The sequence below is a fragment of the Mycobacterium gordonae genome (assembly GCF_001417955.2).
Classification (GTDB): Bacteria; Actinomycetota; Actinomycetes; order Mycobacteriales; family Mycobacteriaceae; genus Mycobacterium; species Mycobacterium gordonae_B.
Map to the genome: position 1 here is coordinate 1 of NZ_LKTM01000360.1, position 14,256 is coordinate 14,256.

Below are 14,256 nucleotides of genomic sequence, written 5' to 3' on the forward strand. Positions count from 1 at the left end.
TGTTGATCCGTATCTCGCCCTGCATCAGGCCGGTTTGCTATGAACCACTGGACTCAACTCACCCTGGCACGCAGGGCAGCGGCCGGCGCGAGGGTTAATCAGCGGCGAAGTCCGGCAGCGGCCGTTGACAGACAGCGTGCGCCTCCTCGGCGGTCATTCCGAACAGCCGCAGCACGTTTTCGGTGGCCGTGTCGGCCGCCAGTGCCCCGTCCCGCTCCGGGTCGTTGCGCAACAGTGCCCCGAGGCCCAGCAGCGCACCACCGGCGATGGCCAGCGAGAATTCCGGATCGTCGGTCTGGAACCGGCCGGCGGCCGCAGCGGCCTTGATGTCCCGCAGCGCCCGGGGCGCCAGACCGCGATCCGACCACAGCAGCGTCGGTCCGTTCGCCAACAGGATCTCGCTCTCCTGCGGGCGCTGACGGAAGAGCCGGCCGGTGAGCCGGAAGCTGGTCGCGAACGTCTCCGCCGGATCCTCGATGGACTCGGTCAGCCGGTCCAGCAGCGCTCCGTGGGCGTCCAGCACGTCGGCCACCGCGGCTTCGAACAGCTGCTCCTTGCTGTCAAAGTGGTTGTAGAACGACCCCATTCCGACGTCGGCGGCCTGAGTGATCTCCAGAACGGGCACGTTGACTTTGCCCTCGGCGATCAGTCGTTGCGCGGCTTTGACCAGTGCCGAGCGGGTGCGTTGTTTGCGTCGCTCCAAGCGGCTGGAGCCGTCATCTGACATCCCCACCTGAGCAGTATGCCTCAGATTTGATGAATTCGTCAGAACTCCTTGACTGCGAGTCCCGGCGTATGTGACGATTTCGTCAGTTATTCAAGAGAGGTGGTGATGGATGTGCTTGGCTCCCCAACGGAAGCGCACCGCGACCTGCACAGCGAGCAGGGCGCCCGACCCGACGAGCATTGCGGACGATCCCGCAATCCGGTGATCAAGGTCGCCGACCTCGCCTGGCTGGAGTTCGAGAAGCCCGACCTCACCCGTTGTGAGGCCTTCGCGCGTGCCTTTGGATTCCAGACCGCACACCACGGACCCGACGAGATCACGTTGCGCGGCACCGACGCAGGCGCACCATGCGTGATCGTGCGACGCGGCCAGCGGTCACGATTCACCGCCGTGGCATTTCGCGCCTGCGACGAGGTGGATGTGTTGCGACTGGCCGACAAGTCCGGCGCCGCCGCTCATCCGTTGCCGGAAGCCATCGGTGGCATGTCGGTCGATCTGTCGGACCCCACCGGCACGCGAGTACGGGTCGTAGCCGGGATGCACGAGCTACCCGAGCTGCCCGGCCAACAGCCTCCGGTCTTCAATTTCGGGCACGAATTGTTGCGCACCAACGCAACTCAGCGTCCACCCCGGGTGCCGGCACGGATACAACGGTTGGGACACCTGGTGCTGCAGTCGACGAAGTATCTGCAGTCGCTGAACTGGTACCTGGACAACCTGGGGATGATCGTCAGCGACTTCCAGTACTTTCCCGGGCAGCGCGACCGGGGGCCGACCATGAGCTTTATCCGCTGCGATCGCGGGTCGACGCCGGCCGATCACCACACGCTGGCATTGGCGCTCGGCCCGGTCAACCGCTACCTGCATTCGGCTTATCAGGTCAGCGATCTCGACGCGCTGGCCGCCGGCGGCGAGTTCCTCAAAGAGCGGGGCTATCTGCGCTCATGGGGAATAGGCCGGCACATCCAGGGCAGCCAGATCTTCGATTACTGGCGCGACCCGGACGGTTTCCTGGTCGAACATTTCACTGACGGGGACATGTTCGACAACACCCTGGAACCGGGCTGGGCGCCGTTGACCGCTTCGGGATTGGCCCAGTGGGGACCTCCCGCCACCCGCGACTTCCTGGGCACTGACCCGAAATCGGCTCGCCACGAGGTGACTTCGATGATCGGCGCGCTGCGTCAAAGTAACGAGTTCGACTTCAACCGCCTGATCGGCCTACTGAAAGTGTCTGTCTCATGACCATCTCCGTACTGCACACCACCGACGGCTGGTGGGTGGAGACGGCGGCCGGCGCCGCCAAGATCGCCACCGACGCCACCACCACCGCGCAACTGCTTTCGCAACGGGCCGCGATCGAAGCCGCCGCGGCTGCCGCTGACCGCGTCCCCGTGGACACCCTGGAGCTGCTCTCACCGGTGACGAGGCCATGCCGGGTGGTCGCGCAGATGACGAACTTCGAGTCCCATGTAAGGGATGCGGGCATGGACCCCACGTCGATTCCGCTGACTTTCTTCCGCAAGGCGTCTGCTTCGATCTGTGGTCCGTTCGCCGACATCATCAAGCCCGCGCACGTGCAGTTGCTCGACTACGAGGTCGAGATCGGTTTGGTGATCGGGCGCCCGATCACGATCGGCACCAGCATTTCCGACGCCAACCTCGCCGACTTCGTCGCCGGTCTGGTCGTCACGAACGATGTGTCGGCGCGCGACATCCAGCTGCCGCAGACGCAGTTCTACGAAGCCAAGTCCTATCCGACGTTCACACCGGTCGGCCCGCGGTTGGTGCTGCTGGACGCCGACGAGCTCAGGCGCTTCGGGGATCTGCGACTGCGGCTGCGGGTCAACGGTGCGGAGCGCCAGAACGCGCTCGTCGAGGGCGACATGCTGTACCGCCCACTTCAGGCACTGCAGTCGCTGACTCAGTTTCAGGAACTGGCACCGGGCGACCTGATCCTCACCGGAACACCCGTGGGCACCGCCCTGAGCGCACCGCCGAAGCCGGTGGAGATCATCGGAAACCTGTTGCCGCCGGCCGTCAAATGGAAGGCCTTCTTCAAGCGTCAATCCGGCAACCCGAAGTATCTGCGGGAAGGTGACGTCGTCGAAGCGTCGGTCGCCACCGATGACGGGTCCATCGACCTGGGGACGCAGCGCAATTCCGTTCGATACGCATGAACGCCAACGCGATTCGGCACGTCCCCGTGGTGATCGTCGGGGCCGGGCCGACGGGCATCACCGCCGCCACGCTGTTGGCACAGTACGGAGTCCAGAGCCTGATTCTCGAACGCTGGCCCGGGGTGTACCCACAGCCGCGGGCGGTGCACCTCGACGACGAGATCTTCCGCGTTCTCGCACGCCTGGGCATTGCTGAGGAGTTCGCGGCCATCTCGCGGCCGACGCTCGGACTTCGACTGCTGGACAACAAGTTCAACGTCTTCGCGGAATTTCATCGCAATCCCGATCACAGCGCGCACGGTTACCCCCAGGCGAACATGTTCGACCAACCAGAGCTGGAGGGGCTGCTACGGGCCAACCTCAAGCGCTACCCGAACGCGGAGTTACGCGGAAATGCCGACGTCACGGCGATCTCGGCGCGCGGCAACGGTGCGCGTATCACCTACACCGACCGGACCGACGGAACCACTCACCAGGTCGATGCCGACTACCTGTTGGGCTGCGATGGCGCGAACAGCGTGGTGCGAAGCCATATCGGCTCTGCCATGCGCGATTTGAAGTTCGAACAGCGGTGGCTGGTCGTCGATGTCGCTACCGAGGCAGACCTCAGGCAGTGGGAAGGCGTCTATCAGATATGCGACCCGGCACGGGCCGGCACCTATATGCGTATCGGAGAATCCCGCTACCGCTGGGAGTTTCGGTTGCTGGACGGGGAAAGCGCCCGCGACTTCGACACCCTGGGTGCGCTCCGCCCGCTCATCTCGCCCTGGACCCGTCACGTCGACGACAGCGAACTCGATCTGTTGCGCGTCGCCGAGTACACCTTCCGGGCCCAGATCGCCGATCGATGGCGCCGTGGCAACATCTTCATTCTCGGTGACGCCGCACACCTCACTCCCCCCTTCATCGGCCAGGGCATGGGCGCCGGTCTGCGCGACGCGATGAACCTCAGCTGGAAGATCGCCGCGGTGTGCAACGGCACGCTGCCGCCGGACGTCCTGGACAGCTATCAACAGGAGCGTAAACCGCACTGCCGCGCCTTGATTCGTTTGGCGCTCACCGTCGGCTGGTCGATGACCGGCGGGGGCCGGCTCGGCGACCTCACCCGGCGCACCGTCCTGCCCCGGGCCGGACTCATTCCCGGGCTGCGCAACAAAATCGTGGATTCCGCCACGCCCGCGCTGCGCCGCTCCGCTCTGATACACAAATCCCGCGGGCCCCGGCAGCTCGCCGGAAAGCTCTGCCCGAATCCGTTGCTGGCCAACGGTAAACGCCTGGACGATGCTGCCGGCCCCGGGTTCTCGGTGGTCACCCGGGCTCCGTTGCCGCCGGTTACCGGAAAGATGTTGCGCGAGCGAAACGTGCCCGTCATCGAAGCCGACCCGGGCAGCGAACTGGCGGCGTGGCTGCGCGACGGGCACGCCGCGGCCGCGCTCATACGTCCGGATCGGACGGTTATGCGTGCCGGTCGCGACCCGGCACTGGTGGCCGCGTCGGCGGTAACACTGCCAACACCGCAAAGGCGTCAGTAGCCGGCACGCCTTTGGGATATCCGGCGCGCGCGAAATTCACAATCCTCGCCATGGTGTGGCCGGCAATCATCCGTCTCTCCTCGCGCGCTGGCAGCACCAGGGTATGCCCGTTATAGCCGGACTCAAACATGAGCGAAATCCCTAGACGCTAAACGAAGTTCGCGCTATGGGGTGAGCCAGCCCACAGGTTTGAGGAGTCGGTGGTTCGGAAACTCTGACGCTGCGGGGGGCTCCTTGGAACGACGCGGAAGTTGATCCTGACCCCTGTTGGCCGAGCGCAGTAGAGCGCAGCGCGAGGTCGCCATGCAAGCCAGCAAGTTATGCAGGAGGAATTCATGTCGGACAAGAGTGGCCCGCAAGAGGGCGTCGAAGGCGTCGTCGAGGGCGTTAAGGGCAAGGCGAAGGAAGTCATCGGTGCAGTCACGGGCCGTGACGACGTGAAGCGCGAGGGTCAGGCCCAGCAGGACAAGGCCGACGCTCAGCGTGACGCGGCCAAGAAGGAAGCCGAAGCGGAAGCCGCCCGTGGCGGTGCCGAGGCAGCCGAGCAGCGCCAGAAGGCCAACCAGTAGCTTGATGCGAGAATGGGCCCAGACCGGTAACGGACTGGGCCCATTCGCTTGCCCTTGACAAGATTGACCACTGCGCCGCGACTACTCCCCCGCCAGCGTCGCGATCCGCGTCTGCTCGATATTGGCAAGCAGCTTCTCGGTGTTCTCGAAAACCTGCGCCGCTCCGGCATCGTGCAACTCCGAGGCCGACACTCCGCCGCTGAGCACCCCGATGCAGGACAGCTTCGCGCGTGAGCAGGCCTCCGCATCCCAGATGGCGTCCCCGACGAACACGGCGCGCTCCGCGGTGACGCCGGCACGTTCCAGCGCAATTTCGATGATGTCGGGCTTGGGCTTCGCGGTGTCCACATCGGCTGACGACGTGACGGCGGCAACAAGATCGTCACAGTCCAGGACTTTGCGCAGCAGCTCCAGTTCATCATCGGGCGCCGAGGTCGCCAATACCACTTTCAGGCCCAGATCGGCGACCCGGCGCAGCAGCTCGCGGGCACCAGGCAACGGATGCAGTAGGGACGCGACTTCCCGGTAGTAGCGGGAATGCAAGTCCTTCAACCGTTTCTGGGTGTCCTCCGGTGCATTGTCGGACAGGGACTTCACCAGCGTCGAACCGTCCATGCCGATGGACCGGTGAATCCGCCACGTCTCTACGTCGATGCCGACTTCGCCGAACGCGCGCTGCCAGGCGTCGATGTGCAGATAATTCGAATCAACCAGGGTGCCGTCGATGTCGAACAACACCGCGGCCTGAAGTCCGTTGGCGCTCAACGTCAGAACAGGATCGCGATAGTAGCGAAGTCGGCCGCCAGCAGGGCCAGGGCGATCACGGGAACGATCCAGCCTCGACGCCGAAGCGCGGTGAAGAAGGAGGCGATTATCGTCAACCCGGCGATCACGGGAGCGCCGTAGAAGAGCACCCCGTACAGCACCCCGTCCGGCCCCAGGTCGGGGCACTGTGCGGTGCTACACGCGGCGATGCTCATCGCCGCGCCGACCGCGAAGATCATGACCAACGCGGCGGCCGGCACGGTCAGCGCCGCCAGTATCCAATTCGCCACGCCCCGGCGACCCCGGCCGTGAGCGGGTTCAGACACCTGAGCAGGTGTTGACCTGTCCACGTGGGTGGTTTCTTCGCTGCGCACACTCATCAGTTGCGACTACCCCGGCTGATTTTCCCGAAACATGGCCGCCGGACCGGCGCTTGCCCGGCGCAGGTCCCCGACGGCAGACACTGCTGTGCGCCGGGTTGGTCAGCGCCTTTGCGCACGGCGATTGTATTTCTTGATGGCTTCCACCAGTTCCGATTTCGTCATCGTTGACCGGCCGCGCACGTCCAGCCGGCTAGCGATCTCCATCAGGTGTTTCTTGCTGGCGTTGGCGTCGACACCCTCCTGCGTCGGCACGGGGTTGTTCAGGCCGCCGCGTTCGGCGTGCGCGTCAGAGGGACCCTTCTCGTCCTTGGCTTCCCAGTGGTCGCCGACCTTTTCGTAGCTGTGCTTCACAGCGGCGTAGGCGACGCGGTGAGCACGCTCCTCGCTGCCGTACTGCTCGGCGGCCGCGTCGTGGGCCTTGGCGAAAGTACGTTGCGCCTTTGCGCTGGAACGCCGCAGCGTGCCAGGCAATTCGTCCTTCTTCGCAGCACCGCTCTTGCTCGTCTTCGGCATGACATCACCTCCGGACTTTAGGAACCTCGGGGATTCTGGGCCCACTGTTGGGCTATCGCGTAACCGAGCTGGAGGAAATCGGCGCCGGTCAGTGCGGTGAACGTGCCGGCGACCAGGCGGGTGAACCGGGGCGCGAAGACCAATCCGATCACAAACACCGTCGCCACCCACATGTCGAGGCAGAAGGGGCAGGTGAGCAATTCGCCCATGCTGTGCCGGAACTGGCTCTCGTTACGCGTCTCCTCGTGCACCTCGGCGGGACCGCCAGTACCGGCGTACCGGGTGAAGGGCGCCCGTAGCGGGCTGGTGACGGCGTCCTTGGTCAAGGTGCGGGACAACTTGTGGGTGCCCAGCGTCACGGTGAGCAGATCCTGCACGTTCCACCGCACGGGTAACCGGCGCCCGGTGACCACCGCCACCAGCGTCGTGGCGCCTACCAACGTGCAGTAGATCACCAACACAGCGAAGTATCCACCCAGCGGGCGCGGATTGTCGCCGCGGTATTCCGCGGCTTCCTGCCGAGCGCGGTCCGCCACTCCCGCGCCGATCTTTTCCTTGGTCAATTCGGTCATGAAACTCCTTGCGGCTGAATGATTCAGGCCTCGTATGGCGGATAGCCCGTTGTCCTGAGCGTGCGGGCCAGATGAGCAGCATTCCGCGCGGCAGCAGCAGTGGCGGAGGCGATTTGTTCAGGCACCTCACCGAGGTCGCTGTAGTCGGTTGATTCCATCGCGGCACCCACCCAGTAGGTGCAACCTTGCGCAGGGATGCTGAAGCCAATGTCGTTGAGTGCCTGGAAAAGATCCGCGACCACTTTGTGCGCGCCGTCTTCGTTGCCGACCACGCTGACAATGGCGACTTTGCCGACCATGGCCGGCGTCCCATCGTCGTCGGTATTGGACAATTCGGCATCCAGGCGTTCCAGCACGCGTTGGGTCACGCTGGACGCGTGCCCGAGCCAGATCGGCGTGCTGATCAGCAGGATGTCAGCGTCGAGCACCTTGCGCCGAATATCCCGCCATTGGTCACCGGCACCCATGTCGTCCTCGACGCCCGGAGCGATGTCGTAGTCGACGGCCCTGATCAGTTCGCACTCGACGTCGGCCTTCTTCAGTTCGCCGACAACGTGTTCGGCGATCAGAGCGCTGCTCGAGGGCGATGAACTGGGTTTGAGGCTGCACACCAAGCCGACGGCGCGCAGTGACTGATCGCTCATGTGAAATCCATACCCGGCATAGGGACCGGTAAACCGGGTATGCGAACCGAGATGGCGCCGTCGGCGGAGGCCGCAGGCTGGCCCGCTGCTGAGCAGATCGTGCCCGATTCGACGGCGCGGCAGTTCCGGGTGGTGGACTAAGCCTTCCGGGGTTTTCGCGCCGGAGTCTTCGAGTTCTCCTGCACGCCGGAGTGTTTGACGGAGCCCCGCAAAGTTCGGTTGGCAGACCGAAGATCGCTGTTGGCCGCGGAGAGCTCGGCGTTGTCGTCCTCGAGGCTGAGGATCCGGGCGATGCCGGCGAGGTTGACGCCGGCGTCCACCAGCGCGCTGATGCGGCGCAGGCGGGCCAGGTCATCGGCGCTGTAACGCCGCGTCCCCCCGTCGCTGCGAGCCGGCGTGAGCAGTCCGTACCGCTCGTAGAGGCGAAGTGACTGCACGGCGACGCCAGAGAGTTCCGCCGCTACCGAGATCCCGTACACGCCGTGATCAGACGCCGGCGGGTCTACGTCGCCTGAACGGTCGGTCATCGGGCATCTCCTCGGCTGTTACTAGAAAACCTATCTACCATACTTGCGTTGAAGTGTCGATAGTGTTATATAAAATCTATGTCGGCAGACATAGGAAACCAAGCCCTCAGACAGAAGATTGGAGTTAAGAGGTGACTGCCATGCTGATGCGTACCGACCCGTTCCGCGAACTGGACCGATTCGCCCAGCAAGTGCTCGGGACCGCCGCACGCCCAGCGGTCATGCCGATGGACGCCTGGCGCGAAGGGGAGGAATTCGTCGTCGAATTCGACCTGCCCGGTATCGAAGCCGATTCGCTGGACATCGACATCGAACGCAATGTGGTCACAGTCCGCGCGGAACGACCGGGGGTTAACCCCGACCGGGAGATGCTGGCCTCGGAGAGGCCCCGGGGAGTGTTCAGCCGCCAACTGGTGCTCGGCGAGAACCTCGACACCGAGCGAATCGCCGCGTCTTATGACGAGGGGGTCTTGCGGTTGCGGGTGCCGGTGGCCGAGAAGGCGAAGCCCCGCAAGATCTCCGTCGGTCGCAGCGAGAGCCGCGAAGCCATCAATGCCTGACCGGCGGTGAGCGGGTGGCGGCCGCGGCGCTGCTGGTATGCGCCGCGGCCGTCCGCCTCGCACCCCGTTGAGCAATGGGACCTACCCGAGGAGGCCGATGCACGATGAAGTGGGATCTCGACGGCCAGACGGCCGCCGTCGAAGAAGCCCTGGCCGGCGGTGCTCCGCAGCGGGTGGGCTCGTTCCGGTTCTATTTCGCCGATCAGCGTTGGGAGTGGTCTGAGCAGGTCGAGCAGATGCACGGGTATGAGCCCGGGAGCGTCACACCGACCACCGAACTGGTGCTGTCGCACAAGCATCCCGATGACCGCGGTCAGGTCGCCGCAACCATCAACGACATCCTGCACACCCACAAGGCCTTCAGCACTCGTCACCGCATCATCGACACCGGTGGGCGGGTGCACCACGTGGTGGTGGTCGGCGACCGCATCGTCGACGATCACGGAGCCGTGATCGGGACACACGGCTTCTACGTGGACGTGTCGGCCACACCCGATCAGGACGCGGTCACCGAACGACTGGCCGAGATCGCCGCGAACCGCGCCGGGATCGAACAGGCCAAAGGCATGCTGATGCTGGTTTACGACATCGACGGCGACGCCGCCTTCAAGCTTTTGAAGTGGTTGTCCCAGGAGTCCAATGTCAAGCTGCGGCCGCTGGCCGAACAAATAACCAAGGATTTCCGCGCCGTGCGGCACGCCGTTGCCGCGCAGCCGGAGTTCGACCAGTTATTGCTGACGGCGCACACCCGGATGGATGGGCGCTAGTTCGACGTACCCTCGGTGTCGTCGAAGAACGCCCAGTCCCCGTCAGCGTTCACTTCCATGCGCCAACCGAGCTCGGAGTTGTCGGCACGGGAGTCGACGAACCATGCGTGCGCATCCTCGGCACTTTCAATCTCTTTCGTGGCGACGACTTCGCCCCGTGGGTCGATAACTCTGTATTCAGCCATGGGTCCTGGGTTTCCCCGACGGCCGTTTTTCAACCCCGCTAGGCGCGCGCGACGATCACTGGCATCCGGACCGAGTGGACGATCGCGTTGCTGACCGAGCCGAGCAGCACGCCGGACAGGGCGCCCCGACCGTGGCTGCCCACCACGACGAGCTGCGCGGACTCGGAGCGCGCCACGAGCTGGCGTGCCGGGCGGTCACAGACCACCACGCGGCAAACCTTGACGTCGGGATAGGTTTCCTGCCAACCCGCCAGGCGCTCGGCGAGGGTGATTTCGGCTTCCGCCTTCACCTTGTCCCAGTCCAAACCGGGCAGTTCAACAACTTCCAGGTCGCTCCACGCGTGCAGTGCGATGAGCTCCACACCTCGGCGCGAGGCCTCGTCGAACGCCACTGCCGTGGCCGCCTCGGACGCCGGTGAGCCGTCGATGCCCAGCAGCACGGGAGCCCGTAACGGGTGGGGCATCAACGGGTCCTCGTCGTGGACGATTGCCACCGGGCAGTCCGCGTGCCGTACCACGCTGGCGCTGACGGACCCGAGCAGCAGCCGCGCCACCGCTCCCCTACCGGCTGACCCCAGCACCAGAATGGCTGCGTCCTTGGACATCTCGATCATCGCGGACACCGGAGTGGAATGGACCAGCTCGGTCTTGATGGTCAGTTTGCGGTCGGTCAACACCGCCTCCTCGGCGATCTTCACCGCCTCGGCGACGAATTTGCGTCCCTCGTCTTCCTGCCAAACCGCCCAGGTCTCCGGGAACGGCATCGGCGGCCAGGTAGCCACGTCCGAATTCACCACGTGAGCGACCGTCAGTGGGAGGTGCTTCATTTCGGCGTCCCGGGCCGCCCAGACGACGGCGGCGTTGGAGGCGGGTGATCCGTCCACGCCGACAAGGATACCCAGGTTCTTGTCGGCTCCTGTTGCCGCTGAAGTCATTTCGCTCTACCTCCGGTCAGGAGCAGTTCGCCGGCATTGCCGCGATCAGCGGGGTATCGACGCCGATTCGCCCGAGAGCGCTTGCGCCGCCCGGAGTTCCCAGCGGCGCGTCCCGGCCCGGGAGTATCTGCTGGAAGAAGGCGGCGTTCTCGTCGAGGAACTGCAGTTCGTCCTCCGGGAGATCGCCTTCCCAGTGAATAGCGTCAACGCGACATGCCGGTTTGCATGCGCCGCAGTCAACGCACTCTTCCGGGTTGATGTACATCGTTCGGTCGCCCTCATAAATGCAGTCAACGGGGCATTCCTGCACGCATGACTTTTCAGCCAGGTCCAGGCATTCCTTGCCGATCACATAGGTCATGCGTCCACGCTATAAAGCGTGCGCCACCGTTAGCGTCGGTCGAAAGCCACTTTCCGGCAGGGACCAAAGGCCCTTGTCGCCTACGAACGAACCACGATCACCGGCACTGTGGCCGAATGGACCACCGCAGAACTGACCGAACCCAGCAGCATGCCGGGGAATCCCCCGCGACCCCGACTTCCGACGACCACCAATTGCGCCTGATCGGACGCCTCGAGTAGCCATTTCGCGGGCGTGTCACACACCAGCGACCGCTGCACGTGCACATCCGGGTATTGCTCCTGCCAGCCGGCCAGGCGTTCGGCGAGCACCTCTTCACCCTGGTTTTCCCGGTCCTGCCAATCCATCCCGAGCACCGGGAACACTCCGACGTCACTCCAGGCATGCAATGCGATGAGGTCGACACCTCGCCGCGACGCCTCGTCGAACGCCCAGGCCGTGGCGGCTTCCGATGCGGGTGACCCGTCGATACCTACAACCACCGCTTTACCGGCGTCTTGGACGGCGTCCTCTCCCGAACGGATGACGGCTACCGGGCAATGCGCGTGCTGGACGAGTGCCGAGCTGACCGAGCCCAGCAGTAGGCGGCCCAACGCGCCGATCCCCTGGCTTCCCACGACCACCAGCTGCGCCTGCTTCGACGCTTCGATGAGTGTGGAAACCGCGTTGGCATAAGCCAATTCGGTGCGCACCTCGGGTGCTTCGGATCCCTCGGCACTTTCCGACGCCGTCTTGCGGGCGTGCGCAAGGACGCTGTCCGCGATGTCTTGCTGCCAGTCCGGCATGTCTTTGTACAGTTGCCCGACCGGCCAGCCGACCACGATCGGGGCGACCACATGCAGCAGGGTGAGCGGCACCCGGTGCAGAGCGGCCTCGTGGGTTGCCCAGGTTATCGCCGCATCAGATTCCTCTGAGCCGTCGACCGCCACCAGGATTCCGTATTTCGTTGGTTCCGCTGACATTCCATGCTCCTTGCCGTTGCAGACCTCATCCTACGAGTCGTTACGTCGTCGGTGTAGAGGTCTAAAGACTCTACGTTTTGGGTCGCGCATCCCGTGTCGCAGGGCGCCGCCGTGTGAGATCTAGCTGGTAATACACTGGCGCACAATGTGTTTGGTTGAGCCACTAGAACGGCGGCGGGTCTTCGGGCGAGGGTGGGCGCCGGGGTTGGGGGCCCTGGGCGGTCGTTTCGGACGTGGTGAGTTCTGCGAGGTTGTGGGCACGTTCGGCGTTGATACGGGCTCGGCGAGCTTGGGCGCGGGTGCGGGTGCGGGTGCGGGTAGGCATCATCACAGAGCGGGATTGACACTGCGGTGGTGTGGGGCTGGCCGGCAGAGGTACGTCGGGTCCGCTGAGGGTGGGATAGAACAGTCGGCTGCCGGGGCGAGTGGTGTAGGTATGGCCGGTGGGCGCCGTCCAGATGATGGTGCCGTCAGATAGTTGGCGGTCGCGCCAGCCGCGGAGGCCGCCCCAGAATGTTTTGAGCAGGTGGTGTTTTCGACACAGGCAGCGCAGGTTGGCCCGGTGGGTGGGCCCGAACGGGTAGGCGATCGCGTGATCGATGTCGCAGAAGTCGGCAGGGCAGTCGCATCCCGGGAAGCGGCAGGTCATGTCGCGGGCGCGGATGAAGCGGGCCAACGCCGCACTGGGCCGGTAACCCGGGGTGGGCTCGGGGCAGTAGTCGAGGTCGGCAGTGCGGGCTCCGGCGGCGACGAGCGCGGCCAATTGGGCGGCGGGGATGGTGTGTCCGCCCAGGATCTGGGCTGGGGGTAGGCAGATCGCCGGCGGGTCGGGGTCGGGCACCTCGCGCAGCGGGTCGGCGGGGTCCACCCGCCGGGGTTCTTCCCCGTTGAGGCAGTTATCCGGTGGGGCGTTAACGGTGGCGGGCTCGGCGATCACGTGGATAACCACGGCACTGGCGCGAGCATCAGGGACCCGAGCGGCGCAGCCGGGGTCCGGACATTGGCAGGCCAGGTGAGTCCCGCCGGCAGCCAGGGCACCCAGGGCGTCGGCGCGGCGCTGAGCCACCGTCCGCGGATCTGCGTCACATACCCGGCGCGCCATCTCCGAAAGCCGGCGATCGAGCACCGCGGCATCGGTGCCCAGCAAAGTGCCCCACAACTGGGCGGTGCCCGAGCCGTCTTCGGCGGGAGTGATGACCACGTCGCGGGAGCGTGCGCTGGTCCGGGCACGCCGCACCGCGGCGGGGTCGTAGCGCTCGATCAGGGCATCGATGGCGCGGGCGGTTTTGGGCTGCGACAGCGCCCCGTAGCGAAGGGCGTCGTTGGCCAGCAGGGCGTCGACCACCCGCATGACGGCGGGGTCCTGGATCAACTCGGTGTGCCAGATGATCGTGGTGACCAGCCGCAAACTCAGCCTGCCCTGGGCGAACAGAGCTGAGACCGCGGGCAGGCGCTGGCGCAGGGCCACCGCCTGATACATCTGATGCGACGCCAGGTTGTGGCTGATATTCAGCGCCGCCGCGACCTGAGCGGCGATGGCGTCCCAGTTGTCGCACGACCAGCGTCCGCGGTCGGTGGCACCCACCGCGTGGCGAACGACCAGTTCGGCGATCGCGGAAAACCGGCGCGCTGCGGCCACAGCCTCATCGCGGGTGGCCGCAGCCACAAACGCCACCACCGCGGCGTCGTCAGCCCGTGCCAGATCGTCGAACATACTTTCGAATTCTAGTCACCGGCACCGACGCCCGCCGCACCGGAAGGCCGACCTGTGGACAAAGTATCAACTGTGGATGAAGGCAGCGTCCCGGACGCAAGACCTCAGCTCACAGCTGATGTATCACTTTGACTCGCAGGCGATTCCGTCACCGTCACGGTCCAGCTTGGGCGCATATGCCGGGTCCCCCCGAGGAATGTTGTAACGCCCATCGGCGGCCGCCGCTTTGCAGTTCGCATAAGGCGGGTCCGCCTGGGCCGCGGGCGCGCCGACGGTCACGCCGAAGCCGGCCCCGAGCACACCCAGAACGGCCACGGCGGCCGGGAAAACGCGAGTCGTCATCGAAAAAAGCACCTCCTC

The 14,256-nt window shown here is 65.3% G+C and carries 20 protein-coding genes; 6 read left to right on the forward strand and 14 right to left on the reverse strand.

Annotated features, from left to right (window positions below; genetic code table 11):
* Positions 1-94 precede the first annotated feature (94 nt).
* Positions 95-727 (reverse strand): TetR/AcrR family transcriptional regulator, encoded by a 633-nt coding sequence (locus AO501_RS28440; RefSeq protein WP_082658897.1) that lies wholly within the window; start codon positions 725-727, stop codon positions 95-97.
* A gap of 105 nt (positions 728-832) precedes the next feature.
* Between AO501_RS28440 and AO501_RS28445 the strand changes: the two genes are divergently transcribed.
* From AO501_RS28445 to AO501_RS28455, 3 genes are read left to right on the forward strand one after another with little or no spacing between them, the layout of a single operon-like run.
* Positions 833-1,972 carry a VOC family protein gene (locus AO501_RS28445; RefSeq protein ID WP_055580917.1) on the forward strand — a complete coding sequence of 380 codons (1,140 nt, stop codon included), beginning with the start codon at positions 833-835 and terminating at the stop codon, positions 1,970-1,972.
* A complete protein-coding gene (locus AO501_RS28450; protein WP_055580918.1) occupies positions 1,969-2,907 on the forward strand; it encodes a fumarylacetoacetate hydrolase family protein in 939 nt (312 codons plus the stop codon). Before AO501_RS28445 ends, AO501_RS28450 begins: the two co-directional genes overlap by 4 nt.
* The gene (locus AO501_RS28455; protein ID WP_055580919.1) at positions 2,904-4,439 is read left to right on the forward strand and encodes a bifunctional 3-(3-hydroxy-phenyl)propionate/3-hydroxycinnamic acid hydroxylase; all 1,536 of its coding nucleotides are present in this window, start codon (positions 2,904-2,906) and stop codon (positions 4,437-4,439) included. The genes AO501_RS28450 and AO501_RS28455 overlap by 4 nt, the downstream gene beginning before the upstream one ends.
* On the opposite strand, the gene AO501_RS40865 is transcribed toward AO501_RS28455, so the two are convergent.
* The gene (locus tag AO501_RS40865) at positions 4,363-4,569 is read right to left on the reverse strand and encodes a DUF3349 domain-containing protein (protein WP_082658898.1); all 207 of its coding nucleotides are present in this window, start codon (positions 4,567-4,569) and stop codon (positions 4,363-4,365) included. The two genes, AO501_RS28455 and AO501_RS40865, sit on opposite strands and share 77 nt — an antisense overlap.
* Positions 4,570-4,774: 205 nt before the next feature.
* On the opposite strand from AO501_RS40865, the gene AO501_RS28460 reads away from it, so the two are divergent.
* Positions 4,775-5,008, forward strand: coding sequence for a general stress protein CsbD (locus AO501_RS28460; RefSeq protein WP_055580950.1), 234 nt, complete (start codon positions 4,775-4,777; stop codon positions 5,006-5,008).
* Positions 5,009-5,089: 81 nt separating this feature from the next.
* On the opposite strand, the gene AO501_RS28465 is transcribed toward AO501_RS28460, so the two are convergent.
* From AO501_RS28465 to AO501_RS28490, 6 genes are all read right to left on the reverse strand, one after another.
* Complete coding sequence (locus tag AO501_RS28465; RefSeq protein WP_055580920.1) at positions 5,090-5,773, reverse strand: HAD family hydrolase; 684 nt, start codon at positions 5,771-5,773, stop codon at positions 5,090-5,092.
* Positions 5,774-5,775: 2 nt separating this feature from the next.
* Positions 5,776-6,099, reverse strand: coding sequence for a hypothetical protein (locus AO501_RS28470; protein WP_231752635.1), 324 nt, complete (start codon positions 6,097-6,099; stop codon positions 5,776-5,778).
* Between the two features lie 156 nt (positions 6,100-6,255).
* The gene (locus AO501_RS28475; RefSeq protein WP_055580921.1) at positions 6,256-6,669 is read right to left on the reverse strand and encodes a ChaB family protein; all 414 of its coding nucleotides are present in this window, start codon (positions 6,667-6,669) and stop codon (positions 6,256-6,258) included.
* Positions 6,670-6,686: 17 nt separating this feature from the next.
* A complete protein-coding gene (locus tag AO501_RS28480; RefSeq protein ID WP_055580922.1) occupies positions 6,687-7,241 on the reverse strand; it encodes a DUF1360 domain-containing protein in 555 nt (184 codons plus the stop codon).
* 23 nt (positions 7,242-7,264) lie between these two features.
* On the reverse strand, positions 7,265-7,885 hold the full coding sequence (locus AO501_RS28485) for a flavodoxin family protein (protein ID WP_055580923.1): 621 nt from the start codon (positions 7,883-7,885) through the stop codon (positions 7,265-7,267).
* 137 nt (positions 7,886-8,022) lie between these two features.
* The gene (locus AO501_RS28490) at positions 8,023-8,412 is read right to left on the reverse strand and encodes a MerR family transcriptional regulator (protein WP_055580924.1); all 390 of its coding nucleotides are present in this window, start codon (positions 8,410-8,412) and stop codon (positions 8,023-8,025) included.
* A gap of 140 nt (positions 8,413-8,552) precedes the next feature.
* On the opposite strand from AO501_RS28490, the gene AO501_RS28495 reads away from it, so the two are divergent.
* Together AO501_RS28495 and AO501_RS28500 are read left to right on the forward strand one after the other, a co-directional pair.
* Entirely contained in the window at positions 8,553-8,972 is a 420-nt protein-coding gene (locus tag AO501_RS28495) for an Hsp20/alpha crystallin family protein (RefSeq protein WP_055580925.1), read from the forward strand.
* Between the two features lie 104 nt (positions 8,973-9,076).
* Positions 9,077-9,739 (forward strand): PAS and ANTAR domain-containing protein, encoded by a 663-nt coding sequence (locus AO501_RS28500; protein WP_055580926.1) that lies wholly within the window; start codon positions 9,077-9,079, stop codon positions 9,737-9,739.
* Here the strand turns inward: AO501_RS28500 and AO501_RS28505 are convergent.
* From AO501_RS28505 to AO501_RS28530, 6 genes are all read right to left on the reverse strand, one after another.
* Complete coding sequence (locus AO501_RS28505; RefSeq protein ID WP_055580927.1) at positions 9,736-9,924, reverse strand: hypothetical protein; 189 nt, start codon at positions 9,922-9,924, stop codon at positions 9,736-9,738. The genes AO501_RS28500 and AO501_RS28505 overlap by 4 nt on opposite strands.
* Positions 9,925-9,962: 38 nt before the next feature.
* The gene (locus AO501_RS28510) at positions 9,963-10,859 is read right to left on the reverse strand and encodes a universal stress protein (protein ID WP_055580928.1); all 897 of its coding nucleotides are present in this window, start codon (positions 10,857-10,859) and stop codon (positions 9,963-9,965) included.
* Between the two features lie 16 nt (positions 10,860-10,875).
* Entirely contained in the window at positions 10,876-11,220 is a 345-nt protein-coding gene (fdxA, locus tag AO501_RS28515) for a ferredoxin (RefSeq protein WP_055580929.1), read from the reverse strand.
* Positions 11,221-11,300: 80 nt separating this feature from the next.
* Positions 11,301-12,182, reverse strand: a complete 882-nt coding sequence (locus AO501_RS28520; RefSeq protein WP_055580930.1) for a universal stress protein — start codon at positions 12,180-12,182, stop codon at positions 11,301-11,303.
* 163 nt (positions 12,183-12,345) lie between these two features.
* Entirely contained in the window at positions 12,346-13,896 is a 1,551-nt protein-coding gene (locus tag AO501_RS28525; protein WP_063892947.1) for an HNH endonuclease signature motif containing protein, read from the reverse strand.
* Between the two features lie 123 nt (positions 13,897-14,019).
* Positions 14,020-14,238, reverse strand: a complete 219-nt coding sequence (locus AO501_RS28530) for an excalibur calcium-binding domain-containing protein (protein ID WP_055580931.1) — start codon at positions 14,236-14,238, stop codon at positions 14,020-14,022.
* Between the last annotated feature and the right edge of the window lie 18 nt (positions 14,239-14,256).

What these genes read in the sequence shown, in the direction of transcription:
- AO501_RS28440 (WP_082658897.1), bottom strand. Translation starts at nt 727, where the DNA reads ATGTCAGATGACGGCTCCAGCCGCTTGGAGCGACGCAAACAACGCACC.
- AO501_RS28445 (WP_055580917.1), top strand. Translation starts at nt 833, where the DNA reads ATGGATGTGCTTGGCTCCCCAACGGAAGCGCACCGCGACCTGCACAGC.
- AO501_RS28450 (WP_055580918.1), top strand. Translation starts at nt 1,969, where the DNA reads ATGACCATCTCCGTACTGCACACCACCGACGGCTGGTGGGTGGAGACG.
- AO501_RS28455 (WP_055580919.1), top strand. Translation starts at nt 2,904, where the DNA reads ATGAACGCCAACGCGATTCGGCACGTCCCCGTGGTGATCGTCGGGGCC.
- AO501_RS40865 (WP_082658898.1), bottom strand. Translation starts at nt 4,569, where the DNA reads ATGTTTGAGTCCGGCTATAACGGGCATACCCTGGTGCTGCCAGCGCGC.
- AO501_RS28460 (WP_055580950.1), top strand. Translation starts at nt 4,775, where the DNA reads ATGTCGGACAAGAGTGGCCCGCAAGAGGGCGTCGAAGGCGTCGTCGAG.
- AO501_RS28475 (WP_055580921.1), bottom strand. Translation starts at nt 6,669, where the DNA reads ATGCCGAAGACGAGCAAGAGCGGTGCTGCGAAGAAGGACGAATTGCCT.
- AO501_RS28480 (WP_055580922.1), bottom strand. Translation starts at nt 7,241, where the DNA reads ATGACCGAATTGACCAAGGAAAAGATCGGCGCGGGAGTGGCGGACCGC.
- AO501_RS28485 (WP_055580923.1), bottom strand. Translation starts at nt 7,885, where the DNA reads ATGAGCGATCAGTCACTGCGCGCCGTCGGCTTGGTGTGCAGCCTCAAA.
- AO501_RS28490 (WP_055580924.1), bottom strand. Translation starts at nt 8,412, where the DNA reads ATGACCGACCGTTCAGGCGACGTAGACCCGCCGGCGTCTGATCACGGC.
- AO501_RS28495 (WP_055580925.1), top strand. Translation starts at nt 8,553, where the DNA reads ATGCTGATGCGTACCGACCCGTTCCGCGAACTGGACCGATTCGCCCAG.
- AO501_RS28500 (WP_055580926.1), top strand. Translation starts at nt 9,077, where the DNA reads ATGAAGTGGGATCTCGACGGCCAGACGGCCGCCGTCGAAGAAGCCCTG.
- AO501_RS28505 (WP_055580927.1), bottom strand. Translation starts at nt 9,924, where the DNA reads ATGGCTGAATACAGAGTTATCGACCCACGGGGCGAAGTCGTCGCCACG.
- AO501_RS28510 (WP_055580928.1), bottom strand. Translation starts at nt 10,859, where the DNA reads ATGACTTCAGCGGCAACAGGAGCCGACAAGAACCTGGGTATCCTTGTC.
- fdxA (WP_055580929.1), bottom strand. Translation starts at nt 11,220, where the DNA reads ATGACCTATGTGATCGGCAAGGAATGCCTGGACCTGGCTGAAAAGTCA.
- AO501_RS28520 (WP_055580930.1), bottom strand. Translation starts at nt 12,182, where the DNA reads ATGTCAGCGGAACCAACGAAATACGGAATCCTGGTGGCGGTCGACGGC.
- AO501_RS28525 (WP_063892947.1), bottom strand. Translation starts at nt 13,896, where the DNA reads ATGTTCGACGATCTGGCACGGGCTGACGACGCCGCGGTGGTGGCGTTT.
- AO501_RS28530 (WP_055580931.1), bottom strand. Translation starts at nt 14,238, where the DNA reads ATGACGACTCGCGTTTTCCCGGCCGCCGTGGCCGTTCTGGGTGTGCTC.